At 59.8% G+C, this 18,587-nt stretch carries 20 protein-coding genes; 9 read left to right on the top strand and 11 right to left on the bottom strand.

Annotation, left to right across the window (positions count from 1 at the left end; translation table 11 throughout):
- Positions 1-8 precede the first annotated feature (8 nt).
- Positions 9-989, bottom strand: a complete 981-nt coding sequence (gene bcsN, locus RlegSU303_RS06635; protein ID WP_168279932.1) for a cellulose biosynthesis protein BcsN — start codon at positions 987-989, stop codon at positions 9-11.
- 324 nt (positions 990-1,313) lie between these two features.
- Between bcsN and RlegSU303_RS06630 the strand changes: the two genes are divergently transcribed.
- Positions 1,314-1,628, top strand: a complete 315-nt coding sequence (locus tag RlegSU303_RS06630) for a DUF1236 domain-containing protein (protein WP_131708377.1) — start codon at positions 1,314-1,316, stop codon at positions 1,626-1,628.
- A 40-nt stretch (positions 1,629-1,668) separates the two neighbouring features.
- On the opposite strand, the gene RlegSU303_RS06625 is transcribed toward RlegSU303_RS06630, so the two are convergent.
- Positions 1,669-3,315 carry an ATP-binding protein gene (locus RlegSU303_RS06625; protein WP_168279933.1) on the bottom strand — a complete coding sequence of 549 codons (1,647 nt, stop codon included), beginning with the start codon at positions 3,313-3,315 and terminating at the stop codon, positions 1,669-1,671.
- A gap of 375 nt (positions 3,316-3,690) precedes the next feature.
- Between RlegSU303_RS06625 and RlegSU303_RS06620 the strand changes: the two genes are divergently transcribed.
- The gene (locus RlegSU303_RS06620) at positions 3,691-4,038 is read left to right on the top strand and encodes a response regulator (protein ID WP_168279934.1); all 348 of its coding nucleotides are present in this window, start codon (positions 3,691-3,693) and stop codon (positions 4,036-4,038) included.
- 9 nt (positions 4,039-4,047) lie between these two features.
- On the opposite strand, the gene RlegSU303_RS06615 is transcribed toward RlegSU303_RS06620, so the two are convergent.
- The 6 genes from RlegSU303_RS06615 to RlegSU303_RS06590 all read right to left on the bottom strand — a co-directional run bounded on the left by RlegSU303_RS06615 (position 4,048) and on the right by RlegSU303_RS06590 (position 8,541).
- Entirely contained in the window at positions 4,048-4,587 is a 540-nt protein-coding gene (locus tag RlegSU303_RS06615) for a MerR family transcriptional regulator (protein ID WP_003558354.1), read from the bottom strand.
- Between the two features lie 150 nt (positions 4,588-4,737).
- A complete protein-coding gene (locus tag RlegSU303_RS06610) occupies positions 4,738-5,076 on the bottom strand; it encodes an integration host factor subunit alpha (protein WP_003547228.1) in 339 nt (112 codons plus the stop codon).
- A 105-nt stretch (positions 5,077-5,181) separates the two neighbouring features.
- Positions 5,182-6,153, bottom strand: a complete 972-nt coding sequence (locus RlegSU303_RS06605; protein ID WP_231283592.1) for a beta-ketoacyl-ACP synthase III — start codon at positions 6,151-6,153, stop codon at positions 5,182-5,184.
- A gap of 20 nt (positions 6,154-6,173) precedes the next feature.
- The gene (gene plsX, locus RlegSU303_RS06600; RefSeq protein ID WP_026158621.1) at positions 6,174-7,220 is read right to left on the bottom strand and encodes a phosphate acyltransferase PlsX; all 1,047 of its coding nucleotides are present in this window, start codon (positions 7,218-7,220) and stop codon (positions 6,174-6,176) included.
- Between the two features lie 98 nt (positions 7,221-7,318).
- On the bottom strand, positions 7,319-7,873 hold the full coding sequence (locus tag RlegSU303_RS06595; protein ID WP_168279935.1) for a YceD family protein: 555 nt from the start codon (positions 7,871-7,873) through the stop codon (positions 7,319-7,321).
- Between the two features lie 11 nt (positions 7,874-7,884).
- A complete protein-coding gene (locus tag RlegSU303_RS06590) occupies positions 7,885-8,541 on the bottom strand; it encodes a ubiquinol-cytochrome C chaperone family protein (protein WP_163878619.1) in 657 nt (218 codons plus the stop codon).
- 137 nt (positions 8,542-8,678) lie between these two features.
- Between RlegSU303_RS06590 and RlegSU303_RS06585 the strand changes: the two genes are divergently transcribed.
- Positions 8,679-9,212 (top strand): outer membrane protein assembly factor BamE, encoded by a 534-nt coding sequence (locus RlegSU303_RS06585; protein WP_020049423.1) that lies wholly within the window; start codon positions 8,679-8,681, stop codon positions 9,210-9,212.
- A 95-nt stretch (positions 9,213-9,307) separates the two neighbouring features.
- Here the strand turns inward: RlegSU303_RS06585 and RlegSU303_RS06580 are convergent, their stop codons facing one another.
- From RlegSU303_RS06580 to ribH, 3 genes are all read right to left on the bottom strand, one after another.
- Entirely contained in the window at positions 9,308-11,446 is a 2,139-nt protein-coding gene (locus tag RlegSU303_RS06580; protein ID WP_131644717.1) for a sodium-translocating pyrophosphatase, read from the bottom strand.
- A gap of 198 nt (positions 11,447-11,644) precedes the next feature.
- Positions 11,645-12,127, bottom strand: a complete 483-nt coding sequence (gene nusB / locus RlegSU303_RS06575) for a transcription antitermination factor NusB (RefSeq protein WP_131630094.1) — start codon at positions 12,125-12,127, stop codon at positions 11,645-11,647.
- A gap of 3 nt (positions 12,128-12,130) precedes the next feature.
- Complete coding sequence (gene ribH / locus RlegSU303_RS06570; RefSeq protein WP_003547214.1) at positions 12,131-12,586, bottom strand: 6,7-dimethyl-8-ribityllumazine synthase; 456 nt, start codon at positions 12,584-12,586, stop codon at positions 12,131-12,133.
- 347 nt (positions 12,587-12,933) lie between these two features.
- On the opposite strand from ribH, the gene RlegSU303_RS06565 reads away from it, so the two are divergent.
- The 6 genes from RlegSU303_RS06565 to rfbC all read left to right on the top strand — a co-directional run bounded on the left by RlegSU303_RS06565 (position 12,934) and on the right by rfbC (position 18,583).
- Entirely contained in the window at positions 12,934-13,293 is a 360-nt protein-coding gene (locus RlegSU303_RS06565) for a hypothetical protein (RefSeq protein ID WP_072638854.1), read from the top strand.
- 204 nt (positions 13,294-13,497) lie between these two features.
- On the top strand, positions 13,498-14,001 hold the full coding sequence (locus RlegSU303_RS06560; protein WP_131630093.1) for a cupin domain-containing protein: 504 nt from the start codon (positions 13,498-13,500) through the stop codon (positions 13,999-14,001).
- Between the two features lie 27 nt (positions 14,002-14,028).
- A complete protein-coding gene (locus tag RlegSU303_RS06555; protein WP_017959874.1) occupies positions 14,029-14,544 on the top strand; it encodes a GNAT family N-acetyltransferase in 516 nt (171 codons plus the stop codon).
- 310 nt (positions 14,545-14,854) lie between these two features.
- Positions 14,855-15,661 (top strand): hypothetical protein, encoded by an 807-nt coding sequence (locus tag RlegSU303_RS06550; protein ID WP_017959873.1) that lies wholly within the window; start codon positions 14,855-14,857, stop codon positions 15,659-15,661.
- Positions 15,662-16,013: 352 nt separating this feature from the next.
- Complete coding sequence (locus tag RlegSU303_RS06545) at positions 16,014-17,981, top strand: glycosyltransferase family 1 protein (RefSeq protein ID WP_168279939.1); 1,968 nt, start codon at positions 16,014-16,016, stop codon at positions 17,979-17,981.
- A 23-nt stretch (positions 17,982-18,004) separates the two neighbouring features.
- Positions 18,005-18,583, top strand: coding sequence for a dTDP-4-dehydrorhamnose 3,5-epimerase (rfbC, locus tag RlegSU303_RS06540; RefSeq protein ID WP_168279940.1), 579 nt, complete (start codon positions 18,005-18,007; stop codon positions 18,581-18,583).
- The last annotated feature ends 4 nt before the right edge of the window (positions 18,584-18,587 follow it).

Genomic DNA, 18,587 nt, shown 5'->3' with positions numbered 1-18,587 from the left:
CATGCTCATTATCGTCGGCAGGCGGCCGTCATGGCCGCGTCGCCTATGCAGTCCGGCGAAGGGACGGTGACGCCGATCGCCCTTACCGATTGTTCGATTGGCGCAGCGACCGCATCCGGCCTTGCACTCGTCTGCGGCGCCTCGCCAGGCAGCGGCACGCGCGGGCCGATGGGCGCGGGCACCGGTGCAACGCCTTGAGCCGGTTGCGCGGTGGAGGTGCTGCGAACGACAGCTGCCCGCGGCCGGCGGACAATGGCAGGCGCCGGCTCGTAGCCGATCGGCATCGGGCTGCCGCGGTAACCACCTTCGTCGGGATAGATCGGCGCGCCGGCGCGTCCGAGTGCAGCATCGGCAGGCGGCGGATTGCCGTAAGGGTTCCAGACCTCGCCGTCGAAGGTGCCGGTGACGGTGTAGCCATAGACGATGCCGAGCAGCTGGCGCTCGCTGGCACCCGCATCGCAGAGACGCAGGCGCAGCTGGATCATGCCGAAATTGCGCGCCTGGGTATTGGCAGCAGCGCTCGAGCGGATCTGCTGCCAGGCATAGATGCAGGTGTCGCCGGCACCGCTTCGGCCGGAAGCATAACCGAAGGGGCCATAGGCGTTCAGCAGGAAGGTCGCCGACATCGCCATCGGCACGCCCGGGGCCGAACGAGCCACCTCGCGGGCAATGCCGCTCTCATTGATCTTGCTGAAGCCGGCATTGCCGGCGCCGGGATTGGCCCCCGAAGCGCCGAAGAACTGGATTTTCAGGAAATTCTGACCGGGCACGGAGGATGAGGTAAACAGCGATATCGTCTGCTCGACGCCGTTGCCGCGCTTGCGCTCGACGACGCTGACGATCGACGGACCGCCCGGCGGCGGCAGGACCAGCGCCTTTTCAGGCGCTACGGTTTCCGGCGCCGACGGCTGGCGCACACCGCCTGTCGATGTGCAGGCGGCCATCGTGCCCGCCACGGCCACCAGCAATATCGTCTTTCGCAAGCGCATGTCTCGAGCCGCCGCAATCGTCTTCTAGAGATCCATTCGCAAGCCGAAACGCGACGGATCGCCGAATCAACGACCGGTTGGTCGTCCGTTCAGAATAAACGTCCAACATGGTTAGCGAAAAGTAAACAAGCGAGCTCTAACATCACCGGATGAACTCTTTTCGAGCATTGTTCAGGCAGCTCAACCGTATGATGCAGAAATTAATTTAGTAACAACTTAATTGCTCTCATTGCGCCTGTCTTCTGCTGTGGACAAGCCCGCGGGGAACTATGCTGCATGGCCAGCGTTGCCTTGATGTCTGGGGTAGGAAAAGGAGAACATCCCATGCGCAAGACCATGCTGGCTGCGGCCGCCATACTGACCATCAGCTCCGCCGCCTTCGCGCAGAGCACCGTCATCGTCACCGATCCCGCACCGACCGGCTCCGTCGTATTGCCCGGCGAGGTGCGCACCTATGTGATGGAGCAGAACACACCATCCGTCGTCTATGACGGCGATATCGCGGTCGGCGCGACGCTGCCCGATACTGTCGAAGTGCATACCGTGCCTGATGTCGACGGCTATGGCTATACGGTCGTCAACGAGCGGCGCGTGATCGTCGAACCGAAGACGCATCGCATCATCCAGGTCTTGGAATAACGCGGATAGAGAATTGCGGACGTGCGGCCGTATTCCGGCTTCACGTCCGCTCGTCTCCCACCCTCACCGCAACATTCAGAAGCTCGCGGATCTTATGAGCGAGCTGCTCCAGGCTGAAGGGCTTGGCAAGCAGGGAAACGCCGTGATCAAGCACGCCATTATGGACGATGGCATTGCGGGTGTAGCCCGTCGTGTAGAGGATCCGGATCGTCGGCCATTTTTCCTGGACGATATCGGCAAGCTGGCGCCCGCTCATCTGGGGCATGACGATATCGGTAAAGATCAGGTCGACGTCCGGATTTTCTTCGAGCAGGAGAAGCGCCTCCATGCCGCTTGCCGCCTGCAACACGGTGTAGCCGAGTTCATGCAGGCTTTCGGCGGTCATGGTGCGGACGTGCTCATCGTCTTCGACCACCAGGATCGTATCATTGAAGCTGCCCTGAGGAATCGGCTGGGCGCCGGCGGCGCTCAAGCGGGCGTCCGCCGCGCCGACATGACGGGGAAGATAGATCTTCACCGTCGTGCCGCTGTCGATCTCTGAATAGATCTTGATGTGGCCGCCGCTCTGTTTGATGTAGCCGTAGACCTGGCTGAGGCCGAGACCTGTGCCTTTGCCGGGTCCCTTGGTCGTGTAGAACGGGTCGAAGGCGCGTTCGATCACCTCCGGCGACATGCCGGTGCCGGTGTCGGTGATGCTGATCATCACATATTGACCTGCTTCGACCTCCGAATGCATGCGCGAATATCGCTCGTCGAGTTCGGTATTGGCGGTCTCGATCGTCAGATTTCCGCCGCCAGGCATGGCATCGCGAGCGTTGACGGCAAGGTTCAGGATGGCATTCTCGAGCTGGCTCAAATCGGCAAAGCTCGGCCAAAGGCCGCCGGCAAGCACGGTCTCGATCCGGATGTGCTCGCCGAGCGTGCGCCGCAGCAGCTCCGACATGCCGCCGACCAGCTTGTTGAGGTCGATCACCTCCGGGGCGAGCGGTTGCTGGCGCGAGAAGGCGAGAAGACGCGCGGTCAGCACCGCCGCTCTCTGCGCACCATCTCTGGCATTCTGGATGGAATATAGCAGGCGAGGATCCTCACTGCCGGTCAGGCGCCGTTGGGCGAGATCGAGGTTGCCGATGATAATTGCCAGCATGTTGTTGAAATCATGGGCGACGCCGCCGGTCAGTTGGCCAATCGTTTCCATCTTCTGCAACTGGCGGACCTGCGCCTGAGCGGCGGCATTCTCTTCCATCTCGTGCCTGAGCTCGGCAGTGCGCTGGACCACTGTCTGTTCGAGGCGCGTGTTGAAGCTGTTGAGTTCGCTGCGAAGGCGGCTCTGCCTGCCATGGGCGATGATGATCATCTCCATCAGCCCGACGATGATCACGGCATTGATGAGATAGGCGGAAAGCCCGACCCATTGGGCGGCGCTGGCCGGCCAGAAAACATTGTGCGGCTCGACGAAAAACTGCTGGACAATGAAACCGGCAACCAGGGTCGCGACAAAGCCCGGCCCGGCGCCGCCTATGAAACTCGCGAGCAATATCGCCGGAAGGAAGCTCAGGAAGGGAAACTCGGAGAGAGTGTCCCTGGCGGCAAGCCTCAGAAGAAACGTCAGGCCAACGAAGGCAATGGCCAGCGGATATGTAAAACCTGGCCTGTGACGCAGCCAATCCGTGGCACTCAGCAAATCCATTCGACACCCCTTCTTACAGCGCCGCGCGTCTTTTCGAGAGCCGCAAAAGACGCTGCAACGCTTTGAATTGCTGCATAATTTATTCATAAATCGATTCCGATTTAAGGAAATTATGCAGGAGCCGTTGCGGAGACGGCACTCCAGCTTTTGCATATCGAATTTCAACCGGCAATATGCTGTTTCTCGCACTGCCGGCCACGACGTCTTGACGAGCCGTGCAAGCGGCCACATAAACCTCATGCCTAAAGCGTGTCGCAATCTTTCAGATTCGCTCCTTGCGCTTTAGATCTTTGTTTTTACGCATGTCGTTATCGCAAAACCGCAGCACACTTTTGCGCGACATGCTTTAGCAAGGGGCAATGGGTGAACGGGATCATGAAAGACATATTCATCGTCGAAGACGACGCGCTGATTGCCATGCTGCTTGAGGACATGCTTGCCGATCTCGGCTACCGGGTCTGCGCCAGCGCGCCCGACCTGGAACGAGCGCTGACAGCCGCCAGGGATACGGAGTTCGACGCTGCAATTCTCGACGTCTCGCTTGCCGGGCAGAGTTCGTTGCCGGTCGCAAAGCTGCTCGACGAACGCGGAAAACCCTATCTCTATGCGACGGGATACGGCACACCGCCTGATGGCAGCAGCCCAAGCACGCTGCCCGTGTTGCAAAAACCCTTCCAGCTCAGCGAACTCGAACAGGCGATGAAGCGGCTTAGCGAAGCCTGACTTTCCTGTTCAGCGCACCTGATCGAGCAGACGCTTGCATTCCAGGAGGTCGTAGAGTGCCTCCTGCAGCAGCGCCCTGTCTTCCTTGCCAACGCTCGATTTGCCGATCGAGACTTCCTGCTCGTCGTCTCCGGCGACGAAATTGAAGAACCGGCGGGTGATCGGCGGCTTGGCGCGGCCGACGATCTGGTCTTCGTCAGCCATGCCGACGCGCGGTTCCCCGGCACCCGTGTCCTGCACGCCCGACGCAAGCGCCTCGACGCTGGCGAGGTCGCCATGGCCGACCGATATGACGAACTTGTTGCCATTGGTCTTCAGAAGCTTCTGCACACCCTTGATCGTATAGCCATGATCATAGAGCAAATGCCGGATGCCCTTGAGGAGGTCCACGTCCTCCGGCCGATAGTAGCGACGGCCGCCGCCGCGCTTCATCGGCTTTATCTGGGGAAACCGCGTCTCCCAGAAGCGCAGCACATGCTGCGGCAGATCAAGATCGTCTGCGACTTCGCTGATGGTGCGAAAGGCATCGGGGCTCTTGTCCAACGTCATGCTGCTACGCGACCTCGCGGCTCGATTCTACGGCGACTCATCATATTTCAACGGTTTGGCGCCGACAATTCAAGTCATGTCTTGACGTTGCGCACAAGGATGGAGAGCGCGAGAGAGAAAAAAGCCGTTTCCGAAACGGGAAGCCGATTATCAGGGAGCCGGATTCAGCGGCTTCAGCTTGATCTTGCGAGCGACATGCGATTTGAGGATGCGTGTCTTCAACACGTTCGACGCCTTGAAGGTCATGACCCGGCGGGGGGAAATCGGAACCTCCTCGCCGGTCTTCGGGTTGCGGCCGATCCGCTCGTTCTTGTCGCGCACCTGGAAGGTGGCGAAGGAGGAAAGCTTGACGGTTTCACCACGCACGATGGCGTTGCAGATCTCGTCGATGACGGTTTCGACCAGTTCGGCAGATTCGGTCCGGGAAAGCCCGACCTTTCGGAAAACGGATTCCGCCAGGTCTGCTCGCGTCACTGTTTTTCCGGTCATGGTTTCCCCGCCCATACAAAATATTTTGTGAAATCGCACGAAGAGTATTTGTCTTGCGCCTTACGGTCAAGCTCTTGTTCGCCGCCAGTTTTTTAGGTTTCGTGCCTACCAGCGCAGCAGAACCGCACCCCAGGTAAAGCCGCCGCCCATCGCTTCGAGCATCACCAGGTCGCCCTTCTTGATGCGGCCGTCGCCGGCAGCAGTCGCAAGCGCCAACGGGATCGAGGCGGCCGACGTATTGCCGTGCAGGTCTACGGTGATGACCACCTTCGCGGCATCGATGTTCAGCTTCTTCGCCGAACCGTCGATAATGCGGCGATTGGCCTGGTGCGGTACCAGCCAGTCGAGGTCATCGGCAGTGGTGCCGGTCGAATCGAAAGCCGCCTGGATAACATCGGTGATCATGCCGACGGCGTATTTGAAGACCTCGCGGCCTTCCATGCGCAGCTTGCCGACAGTGCCCGTCGTCGACGGGCCGCCATCGACATAGAGCTTTTCCTTGTGCGAGCCGTCGGAACGCAGATGTGCGGTCAGCACGCCGCGATCGCTAACGGTACCCTCGCCGCCGGTCGCTTCGAGGATGATCGCGCCGGCGCCGTCGCCGAAAAGCACGCAGGTGGTGCGGTCGTTCCAGTCGAGAATGCGCGAAAAAGTTTCGGCGCCGATGACGAGAACGCGCTTTGCCAGCCCGCCGCGGATATAGGCATCCGCGGTCGTCACCGCATAGACGAAACCGGTGCAGACGGCCTGGACGTCGAAGGCGAAGCCGTGGCTCATGCCGAGCCGGTTCTGGATGTTGACTGACGTCGCCGGAAACGTGTTGTCAGGCGTCGAGGTGGCGCAGATGACAAGATCGATATCGGCAGGCGTCAGGCCGCCATTGGCAAGCGCTGCGCGCGCAGCCGCCTCGCCGAGCGACGCCGTCGTTTCGTCATCACCGGCGACATAACGCTGCCGGATGCCGGTACGCTGGACGATCCATTCGTCCGATGTATCGACGATGGCCTCCATGTCACGATTGGTCATTACGCGCTTCGGAAGTGCGGCTCCGAACCCGCGAACCACTGAACGGATCATCTTTGATTGAACCCCATCGCTCATGCCGCTTCCGGGCCCATCGGGGGCAGCCGCTTGGCATGATATTTCTTAAGATCGTTTTCTATTTTCTGATTGAGGCCGTTCTTGGCCATGTCGTAGCCGACTTCGATGGCGGCTGCGATGCCTTCTGCATTCGCCCCGCCATGGCTCTTGATGACAATGCCGTTCAGGCCGAGAAACACGCCGCCATTGACCTTGCTCGGATCGAGCTTCTCGCGAAGCATGTCGAAGGCGCTTTTGGCGAAGAGGTAGCCGATACGGGCGAGCAGCGTGCGCGACATGGCGGCACGCAGATATTCACCGATCTGCTTGGCGGTGCCTTCGGCGGTCTTCAGCGCGATATTGCCGGAAAATCCTTCGGTGACAACGACGTCGACTGTGCCCTTGCCAAGGTCGTTGCCCTCGACGAAGCCGGAATATTCGAGCGAATCGATATTCGCCTCGCGCAACAGCCGGCCGGCCTCCTTGACCTCCTCCTGGCCTTTCATCTCCTCGACGCCGACGTTCAGAAGACCGACCGTCGGACGTTCGACCTCGAAAAGAGCGCGCGCCATGGCGCCGCCCATCAGGGCAAAATCCATCAGCTGCTGGGCATCGGCGCCGATCGTCGCCCCAACATCGAGCACGATGCTCTCACCCTTCAGCGTCGGCCAGATCGCGGCAATCGCCGGACGCTCGATATTGGCCATGGTGCGCAGACAGAACTTCGCCATGGCCATCAGCGCGCCGGTGTTGCCGGCCGAGACCGCGACGTCGGCGTCACCCGTCTTCACCGCCTCGATCGAACGCCACATGGTGGAGATGTAGCGGCCACGGCGCAACGCCTGGCTCGGCTTCTCATCCATAGCGACGGCAAGCTCGCAGTCGTGAAAGAGCGATTTTTCCCTGAGCTTCGGAAACTTGGCGAGAACCGGATCGCACTGTTCCTTGAGACCATAGAGAACGAAGGAAATATCCGGATGCCGATCCAACGCCTTGGCGGCGCCGGGGATGACAACCTGGGGACCAAAGTCGCCACCCATGAGGTCGAGAGATATTCTGATCACGCGTCCCTGATCCTTCTTTTCGCCGAGGGCGAAATTTCGGCCAAAATACCGGTTTTGGCGTCGCTTACAACTGAATTGTGTCAAATGCCAGAGGGGCTTCAGTCCTTTTTCCAGTCCTTGAGAGCCGCGAAAGCGGAGGGCTTTTTGTCGTCTTCGCCGCTGTCTTCGACATGGCCGGCGAATTCGATACCCGGCTTGCGCGGATAGGGATCGATCGCCAGAGCGGCGAATTCGGCAACCACTTCGCCGGCGTCGATCGTATCGCCGACAAAGTTTTCGGGCAGATCGGGACCGTCGGGATCGAGCAGCATCTCGCCGGCGTCGTTGCCGGCCTGACGGGCGAGCTTGGAGCCCTCCGGCACGAAGATCTGCTCGAAGCTCTCGTCGATGGCGGATTCGACCGGCTCCAGCGTCACGACGCAGGACTGGACAATCTTCGCCTGCACGCGGCCCTTGATGCGCACGCCGTCGCGCTTCCAGCGGGCAATCTGCAGATCGGCGCTGAGATCGTCGACGGAGACGACGTTCCAGGTCCGGGCCAACGCCTTCAGTTCGCTGGAATCGGCCTCAACATGGACCTCGACGGGGTTGGCCGAGATGTGGCCGACCTTGACTTGATAGGAGAAGGGAACATCGTCCCGATCATTCTGCATCGTTTCCTCCTTCAGGTGACCGGTGGGCAGGCGACCGGCGGCAGCGTTGCCGAACCGGTGGCGATTACCTCTTCGGCAACGGCGGACAGATGCGATTCTGCGGCCATCATCCACCCGGCGAGACCGGACATATCGGCCGGCGTCGCGGTTTCGGGGTAAATATTGCGCTGAAGGGCAAGAGCGAGGGCTTCGGCATCGCCTGTGTCCATCGCCTTCGAATAGGCTTCGAGCCGGCCGTAGAACATACCGGCGAGCTTCTTCATGCGCTTCGGCACACTGTTGTCGCCGATGCCGAGTTCGCGGATCGAATAGTCGATATCCTGGAAGAAAGCGTCGACGATCTCCTGGGCGATCTCCTGGCCGCTGGTGGCGGAAGCACGGGTGCGGCGAAAAAACAGAATCATGACTATCGACAGCATCTCGAAACGGCCCATGACCGTATCCGGCACATTGAGCCGCTCGTAGAGTTCCGGCATGCGCGCGGCCGCCGCCAACGCCGCATATTGCCTGTCGACGATCGCCTGATTGTTGTTTTTCTTGCGGAAGAGCCCGAGGATCATTGTTTTTTCCGGAAATGCCTCATTCTTCATGCCGGCTGGCGTCTGGCCTTGTTGCATGATTTCGAAAGCTGGTTTACCGAAGCAGGCGCGAATTGCAATGCCGATCATGGCCAGTTTCGGGACGACGCCTTCGATGCGTCAGCGAAGCGAATTCGGGAAATTCGACCCGGAATGGCCACAATGGTTTTGCAGGAGGAAAGCGTGCAAGGCCCAGAATGGCTGCTATCGACACTCACAGGGAGTAGATGTCGTTGAAGAAACGGTATTTCAAGTCTGACATGAAATTCTTCAGCAGTGCGGCCATTGCCCTCATAATTGCCTCCACTACCGCTCTTTCCGGTTGCCAGACCAGCACCGTTCTCAACGGTGGCTACGTCGCCGACCAGCAGTCGCTGAACCTCGTTCCGGAAGGCTCCAGCCGCGAGCAGGTGCTGCTTTCGCTCGGTACCCCGTCGACGACGGCGACCTTCGACGGCGAAGTCTTCTATTACATCTCGCAGCGGCGCACGCGTGCGGTCGCCTTCCAGAAACTGAAGGTCGTCGATCAGAGCGTTCTGGCGATCTATTTCGACAAGGACGGCGTCGTCAGCCGCCGCGCCAACTATGCGCTGCAGGACGGCAAGGTTTTCGACACGATCGGACGCGTCACGCCGACCGGCGGCAAGGAACTCACCTTCCTGCAACAGATGCTTTCCGGCGGCAGCGCCGCGAGTGCTGCCCGCAGCCTGTTCGGCGGTGGCGCCGGCGGCACGCCACAGAATCCAAGCAGCCTGCGCTGATCGGACACGCCTGATACGAAAACCCGCCGGATCGCTCCGGCGGGTTTTTTTAATGGTCGCAGCGTCAGCTTGAAGTGTGCCAAGCCGGCCGTTGTTTATCCGGCGAGAACGGCCAGCAGCAGCAGCGCGACGATGTTGGTGATCTTGATCGCCGGGTTGACGGCGGGGCCGGCGGTGTCCTTGTAGGGATCGCCGACTGTATCGCCGGTGACGGAAGCCTTGTGCGCATCCGAACCCTTCATGTGACGCACGCCGTCCTTGTCGACGAAACCGTCTTCGAAGCTTTTCTTGGCATTGTCCCAGGCGCCACCGCCCGATGTCATCGAGATGGCGACGAAGAGGCCGTTGATGATGACGCCGAGCAGCGATGCGCCGAGGGCGGCAAAGGCGGAGGCCTTGGAACCGGAGATGAGAAGCACGCCGAAATAGACCACGATCGGCGCCAGCACCGGCAGCAGCGACGGCACGATCATCTCGCGGATGGCAGCCTTGGTCAGAATGTCGACCGCCCTGCCATAGTCCGGCTTTTCCGTGCCCTGCATGATGCCGGGCTTTTCCTTGAACTGACGGCGGACTTCCTCGACGATCGCGCCGGCCGCACGGCCGACGGCGGTCATCGCGATGCCGCCGAAGAGGTAGGGAATGAGACCTCCGAAGATCAATCCCGCCACCACGTAAGGGTTGGAAAGATCGAAGGAAATTTCGCCGATGCCGGCGAAATAAGGGAACTTGTCGCCATTCGCCGCAAAATATTTGAGGTCGTAGGAGTAGGCCGCGAAAAGAACCAGGGCGCCGAGACCGGCAGAACCGATGGCATAGCCCTTGGTGACGGCCTTGGTCGTATTGCCGACGGCATCGAGCGCATCGGTGGATTTACGAACCTCCGGCGGCAGATGCGCCATTTCGGCGATACCGCCTGCATTGTCCGTCACCGGTCCGAATGCGTCGAGCGCGACGATCATTCCGGCGATGCCGAGCATGGCCGTGACCGCAATGCCCGTGCCGAACAGGCCGCCGAGCTGGTAGGTGGCGAGAATGCCGCCAACGATGACGATCGCCGGCAGTGCCGTCGATTCCAGTGAAACGGCCAGGCCCTGGATGACGTTGGTGCCGTGACCGGTGACCGAGGCCTGGGCGATCGAGACGACCGGGCGCTTGCCCGTGCCGGTATAATATTCAGTGATCACGACGATCAGCGCGGTGACGACGAGGCCGATGATGCCGCAGAAGAAGAGGTTCGCGCCTGATATGTCGGCGCCTCCGACGGAGCCGATCGACCCCCAGCCGATGGTGAGCGAAGTGGCAGCGCCAAGACCGACGATCGACAGCAGGCCGGTGACGATGAGGCCCTTGTAGAGAGCGCCCATGATCGAGCCGTTTGAGCCGAGCTTGACGAAGAAGGTGCCGATGATCGAGGTGATGATGCAGGCACCGCAGATTGCCAGCGGATAGACCATCGCAGACTGGAGGATCGGCGCCCCGGCAAAGAAGATCGCGGCGAGAACCATGGTGGCGACGACCGAGACCGCATAGGTTTCGAAGAGGTCGGCCGCCATACCGGCGCAGTCGCCGACATTGTCGCCGACATTATCGGCGATCGTTGCCGGGTTGCGCGGATCGTCTTCGGGAATGCCAGCTTCCACCTTGCCGACCAGATCGCCGCCGACATCGGCGCCCTTGGTGAAGATGCCGCCGCCGAGACGGGCGAAGATCGAGATCAGTGACGCGCCGAAGCCGAGCGCCACCAGCGCATCGATGACTTCGCGCGAGCCGCTCTCATGGCCGAGCCCGACGGTCAAGATCGTATAATAGATAGAGACGCCGAGCAGCGCCAGGCCAGCCACCAGCATGCCGGTGATCGCACCCGACTTGAAGGCGATGTCGAGGCCGGCGGAAAGGCTGACGGAAGCCGCCTGAGCGGTGCGCACATTGGCGCGGACGGAGACGTGCATGCCGATGAAACCAGCAGCACCGGAAAGCACGGCGCCAATCAGGAAGCCGATCGCGGCCTCGCCGGAAAGAAGCAGCCAGGCTAAAATGAAAACAACAACGCCGACAATGGCAATGGTTCTGTACTGGCGCGTCAGATAGGCTTGCGCACCTTCGCGGATATAGCCCGCGATCTCCTGCATGCGGCTGTTGCCCTGATCGGCGGCAAGCACCGACCGGGTTGCCCAGGCGGCATAAACCACCGAGAGCAGACCGCATGCGATTACGCATAAAAGAATCGTCATTTCGCTCTTTCCTCCCATAGGCCGGAGCTCACTCCTTCTCCGGCAGATACGCCGCCGAATCGCCTTCCTCTCCACAGAAATGCCACAGCTAAGCGGTGCGGAGATTGCTTGGTCGATCACGTGGCGTCAAGACCGCAACGGGCGAAAACCATTGCGGTACGAAGAAAGACGTAGGGGGATTGTTTGGCGGCTAAAGACTTACTTGTTCGCCTCGCCGCGAACCTGCTTTGCGATGCGGTCGAGCACGGCATTGACGAGCTTCGGCTCGTCGTCGTCGAAGAAGGCCTGGGCGATCTCGACATATTCGGTGACGATGACCGCCACCGGCACGTCCTTGCGGTCGGTGATCTCGAAAACGCCGGCGCGCAGGATGGCGCGCACAGTGCTGTCAAGGCGCGACAAGGCCCAATCATCCTGCAGAGCTGCGGCAATCAGCGGATCGAGGCGGACCTGATCGCGCACGACACCGGAGACGATGGAACGGAACCAGGCTGCATCGGCTTTCAGATAAGTCTCGCCATCGATTTCCTGACCAAGACGGTGCGCCTCGTATTCAGCCACGATCTCCAGAACGCCCGTGCCGCCGACATCCATCTGATACAGTGCCTGAACGGCAGCAAGACGGGCAGCGCCCCGCTGGTTCGCAGTCTTGACCGGCCGTTCCGTCTTGTCGTCGTTCATTCGTTATGCACCCAGTTTCTGCTTCAGCTCGATCATGGTCAGAGCTGCACGAGCGGCAAATCCGCCCTTGTCCTTTTCCGAGCGGCGCACGCGCGTCCAGGCCTGCTCGTCGTTTTCGACGGTCAGGATGCCATTGCCGATGGCAAGGGACTCGCTGACCGCAAGATCCATCAAGGCGCGCGAGGATTCGTTCGACACGATATCGAAGTGATAGGTCTCGCCGCGAATGACCATGCCAAGGGCGACATAGCCGTCGTAATGCGTTCCGCCATTGTCGTCTCCATCAAGCGACATGGCAATCGCCGCCGGAATTTCCAGTGCGCCGGGAACGGTGACGACCTCGAAGGTGGCGCCGGCCTCCGTCAATGCGAAGGTCGCGCCTTCGAGCAGGGCGTCGGCCATGTCGTCGTAGAAGCGGGCCTCGACGATCAAAATATGGGGAGCGGTCTCTCTCGACATGGTTCACCTTCGGTTGGCGGGACATTTACCCGCTCGGCAGCCCGCGGTCAAAACATGCCTTCGTCCGAATGGCAAGCAATTTCGCCCGATGCCGCAATGGGAAAGAGGAAATATCTGCAAGGGGATAGCCGCGCCCTGTATGCACGGCTGGGCAGGCCTCTGAAATCAGCTTTCCCGGACGCCTGGAAAGCGGCAATTCGAAGGCAGTTTTCATGAACAATTCTTAATGGATTTTCAGTGGCTTAACCCATTGAATCGCGAATGGGAGAACGCCAATTCCATGTCGTGACGCAGACGATCCCCTGCAACGACAGCCGACCGTCTAAGCAGATGAAAGGATACAAATCATGCACCGCGTTCTCACCATCACTATCGCTGCAACCCTCTCCTCCCTCGCCTTTGCCGGCGTCAGCCGGGCCGAAAGCCTTGGGATGAACACCCCTCAAGGCATCGAGCAGACGCTCAGGAGCTACCAGGGCAATGACTTCAATGTCCAGGAGGTTTACAACTGGCGCAACTTCGACGACGAGACGAGCGGCCCACACTCCGCACCGCAACGCTCCGGCCAGGCTATCCGCGGCATCCAGGCCTCGATCGACGCCAACAAGTCGCTTGCCCACCGGCTCAACAATGAGGGTGTCAATATTCGCAATGTCGTCAATGCCGAGCAGGCGGCCGATGGGAGCTTCACCTTCTACGTTCGTTGACGGCTCCAGCGCATACCCCGAAAATCGGATCGATTTTTGGGCTATGCGTGGGATTGGAAGCGATAGAGCGTCTTAGCGTATTGCACGCTCGGCGCTCAAAGCATGGGCGGCGGGCTCCTCTCCGCCCATGCCGGGGATTTCCGAGATAAGCATTGAATTTTCCGGCGCGATGATAGTTTCTCCTCCTGCAACAGGAGGACCATCATGACGACGGAAGCAAAAGCGGCGATCAATACCGCCGATCTCAAGCTCGACCACTGGACACAGGGCGAGCTCTATGAGAGCACCGACACCTCTTTCGGCCCGCTTCTCGGCCTGGCCGGTCTGGGCGTCAGCTACAACGAGGTACCGCCCGGCAAATCCGGCTGCCCCTTCCACAACCATCACGTCGAAGACGAGCTTTTCTATGTGATCGCCGGTACCGGCGAATACCGCTTCGGCGATGCGCGCCATGCGATCAAGGCGGGCGACGTGCTCGGCGCGCCGGCCGGCGGACCGGAAACGGCGCACCAGATCATCAACACCGGCACGGCCACACTCGTCTATCTCGGCATTTCGACGATGGCGAAGACCGAGATCGTCGAATATCCCGATTCCGGAAAGTTCCTTGCCAAGACGAATAGAGACGGTACAGAAGCCAGGCGCTTCCGCCACATCGGGCGGCGGGAAGGCGACCTCGACTATTGGGACGGCGAGCCCGGCGCCTGAGGACGTGTTTTTTCACAAGGACCCATCGTGATCGACATTCCGACCCTCGAAACGGCGCGTCTGAAGCTTCGCCCTCACCGCCTCGACGATTTCGACGCGCATGCAGCGCTGTGGGCGGACGAGGATGTCGTGCGCTTCATCACCGGCGCGCCATCGACGCGCGAGCAGAGCTGGAGCCGCATGCTGCGCGTTGCCGGCATGTGGCACCATATGGGCTTCGGCTTTCTCGCGATCGTAGAAAAGGAGAGCGGCCGGTTCATCGGTGAAGCGGGCTTCCTCGAAGCCCGCCGCGAGATGGAACCGTCTATCGAGGGGACGATGGAGGTCGGCTGGGCGCTGATGCCTTCGGCACACGGCCGCGGTTATGCCACCGAGGCGCTGACCGTCCTGATCGGCTGGGCGGAAATGCATTTTCCCGGAAAACCGATGAGCTGCATCATCAGCCCCGAGAACCAGGCCTCGCTGCGGGTCGCAGCCAAGCTCGGCTTCCGCGAGACGGCACGCACGCAGTACAACGGCGAGATCATTCAGTTTTCGCGGTAGGGAATTCCACCAAGCGGGCAACATAGCGCGCGCCATTGCGGGCTTGCTGACATTTGCCGATATCGCCAACTGCAAGCTTAAGCAAAAGGATATCGACGACCTCAGCTTGCAGCACCCGACTTCATCCCCGGATGGGTCCGGACTTCGCACCTGCTACGCGCAAGGAACGCGCTTTAGAGTCGCTGACAAGAGGCAGAAACGCTTGGAATCCTGACGTCCGCCACCTTGACACAACTAAGCATTGACGGGCGAGCCGCGTGGTAATTGCAGCCGGCAGAAACTCCCCATCCATAAGAGGCTGATCACAAATATGACCGTTTTCATTGTTTGCCATAAGGATTTGCCGAGCTACCCTCCTCCCGAGGGCGCGAAAATCATATGGCTCAATTCTAAGCCTCCTTTGGAAAACAAGGGAATGGATGTCATTGCCGGCTATGATTTTTTCAGCGAGCCGGAGGAGATTCACGCGAAATTGTCAGGATCGCTGGGAACGCTAGTCATCGCGAAAGTCGTTTCGGAAGAAACTGTAAAACCTCGCAACATTACCATCTGGCAGTATCGTAAATTTTTAACAAGACTAAACATCGGAACGCCGAATCCCGAATATCCCGGCATGAATATAGCAACTTCAGAAGAAGTAGAAATCACAAGACCAGAGAATCCGGCGTTTTTTTCAGAGAGTTTCTTTCTGCCTCGTCCATTGAATCTCCATAACATATCGTATCACTATGCAGGCTGCCACAATATTGTTGACTTTTTCAGATATACGGCGTTTTCAGTCGAAGCAAATACTTTACCGCAAGCCGAAGCTTTGCATTTTTTTAATTCCAGCACTCTGGTTCCTGGAGGCATTGAGCTCGGCACATATCCGACGGACTGGTGGCTGGATACTTTTGTGCGCCTTGTGGCGCCGTCTCTTGAATTTGCGAAACGATATCAACCGTTTCAAGCCGAAGATCCCGTGCAGAAACGTGCGATCTCATTTTGCCAGGAGCGTCTGGGAAGCTATCTTCTAATCAAGCGGTTGGCCGAGCTCTATGGCAACAACCTGCCTGGGTTCTTGTTCGGAGATATGGCTACCGTATCGAACGATGGTGTCTATAGAACCGGCGTATAAACCGAGGCAATCCCAAACGTAGTATCGCAAGTCTTTGCGATACTGGCAGCAGAAGCGGCTGAGCGAGCAAAGCTGGCTATTGCATAATTCCTTAAATCGGAATCGATTTAAGGACAAAATTATGCAGCGATTCAAAGTGCTACAGCGTCCTTTGCGCGTCTGAAAAGACGCGCGGCGCTGTAGAGAAAACCGACCCCGGATAGGTCGAGCCCCTGCAATCCCTCCAGGCTGACCAGAGAAAGTCCTGGAAACAGTGTGGCGCAAGCTTCACGTCCAATAGTCGGCTCCTAGACCAGCCCGAATGCCGTTTCGTGAATCGCGGAGACGGCGACCATGCACTGAGGATGATGCCTTGACGATCAATCAGCCCGTTTCCGCTCTGCCCGCCGGTCTTCCTGATCTGGCGCTTCTCACCGAGAAAGCTGCCGGCACGGGGTCCGTCATTATCTACCAGCCTTATCTCGGCCCTTCGCAGCGCAGCCAGCTCGACGGGGCTGCCGTACCGCTCGACATCTCATTCAACCCGCAGGCTGCGACCCGCGAATACGAGCTCTTCCGTATCCTGCATGCGCAGCACGAGGCGATCGGCCTCGGCGAGGACGTGTTCTGGGGACTGCTGTCCAGCAAATTCGAGATGAAGTCCGTCACGAGCTTCCCATCCTTCGTTGCCGAGGCGGAAAAGGCCAGGGCGGAAGGTGCGGACGCCTATCTCTACAATCCGCTGATCGGCCACGCCGCGATCTACAGCAACGTCTGGGAGCATTCGCTGCTTGGCGGCCGTCCAGGCATGGAGCCGATCTTCCTGCATATCCAGCAGCTCGGCTATCCGATCGCGCCGCCGCAAGACAAAACCGCCTTCATGTTCTGCAACTATTTCTGCGGCAACAGGAAGTTCTGGTCCGGATATTTCGCCTTTTGCGAAGGCATTCTGGAATCGCTGGAAAATGAAGCGCGCCGCGGCACGCCAGCGGGCATTGCCTATGCCGGTTCGGCGCAGTATTCACGCGACGCCAACGCGACGATGCGCCCCTTCGTGATCGAGCGTCTGCTCGGGCTCTATGTCCAGCAGGCTGCCGCCTCCGGATTGAAGATCGCCGCCTTCGTGCCGGCGCCTGCCGATTTCGAGTGGAAGTTCGGTGTCCGTCTCGGCCGGATGCTGCATGGTCTCTTCACCGCCAAGGAAGCTTTTCTTCAGAGCCCCGACGAGGCCCACTTGGCCTCTTGGCAGGAGGGCCGCCAACCACTGATCAAGCAGCCGCACCTTATCTGGTTCGCCGATGATCCGCCGGCCTGGATGCCGCGCGGCCAGTTCACGGGTGGCCGCGAACTGATGCATGCCTATGCTCCGCAGGCTTCCGGCGCCTCCCCGGCGCCGCAGCAGGCTGTGCGTACCGAGACACCCGCCGCCCAAAAGATCGAGCAGTCGCTTCGCAACGCATTGCAGCCCTTTGCCGGCGGATGGCAGGCCCACAAGGATCGCCATTGCATCTGGATCGTGACGCCTGCCAATTACAGTCACAGCCACGCCTTCGACGAGGTTGCGCTCGGTCTGCAGGGTGCCTTCCATGAGCTGGGCGGTTCTGCACCGATCGTCAGAGACATGAACGAGTTCGCGGACCGTGCGCCGATCATTTATGGCGGCAACCTGCTTCCGGCCGAAATCGTCGATCATCTGCCGAAGGACAGTGTCATCATCAATCTCGAGCAGGTGTCCGAAGAAAGCATCTGGATCAATTCGCGCTATATGTCGATCCTGCGGGCGATGCCGGTGCTCGACTACAGCCCGCGCAACCGCGAAAACCTTGCCGCCAAGGGTATCGATCACGCCGGTGTGCTCGAAATCGGTTACAACAGTTGCCTGAGCCAGATCCAGCATGCCGTCGTCAAGGATATAGACGTGCTCTTCTATGGCTCGATGAACGAGCGCCGCCACCACATCCTGAAGACGCTTGAAGAGGGTGGGCTCAAGGTCGTGCATCTCTTCAACATCTATGGTGCGGAACGTGATGCGGCGATTGCCCGCGCCAAGATCGTCATAAACATCCATCACTATGCGAGCGGCGTCTTCGAGATCGTCCGCATTTCCTATCTGCTTGCCAATCGCGTTTGCGTGCTAACGGAAGGCGACATCCGCGATCCGGACCTCCAGCCTTTCATCGGCGGCTTGGCAATCGAGCCCTACGACGACATGATCGAGCGCTGCTACAAGCTGATCGCAGATGCCGACGAGCGCGATGCCATTGCCGCGAAGGGCCTTGCGGCCATGCAGAGCCGCTCGCAGGCGGACATGCTGATGAGCGTCATGAGGGCGGGCGCTTGATGAAGGCGCAGAAAGGGTAAGTCATGCGTATTGAGACGACGGCCATCGAGGGCATCGTTGCGATCACGCCGCCACGCTTCGGCGATCACCGCGGCTACTTCTCCGAGGTATTCAAGGATGCCTGGTTCCGGGAAAATGTGGCCGACGTCACGTTCATCCAGGACAATGAATCGCTTTCGGCGCAGGCCGGCACCGTCCGGGGGCTGCATTTCCAGATACGACCCTTCGCACAGGGCAAGCTGGTGCGCTGCCTTGCCGGCCGGATCATGGATGTCGTCGTCGATATCCGCTGGGGATCACCGAGCTTCGGCAAATGGCTCTCTCAGGATCTCTCGCCGGAAAACGGCATGCAGGTCTGGGTACCGGCCGGTTTCGCACACGGATTCGCAACGCTCGAGCCGAACAGCATCATCAGCTACAAGGTAACCGCACCTTACAGCCCGCAGCATGATCGTGGCATCGCGTGGAACGATCCGGCGATCGGCATCCGCTGGCCCTTCGATGAGAGAGACATGGTATCGTCCGACAAGGACAAGACGCTGCCGCGGCTCGCCGATCTGCCAAGCCATTTTACCTATTCAGCACAGCATCCCAAGGATTGATCCA

It is taken from the genome of Rhizobium sp. SU303, assembly GCF_021052345.1.
In the GTDB taxonomy this organism is placed as follows: Bacteria; Pseudomonadota; Alphaproteobacteria; order Rhizobiales; family Rhizobiaceae; genus Rhizobium; species Rhizobium laguerreae.
This window is presented reverse-complemented; position numbering and strand designations above follow the sequence as displayed.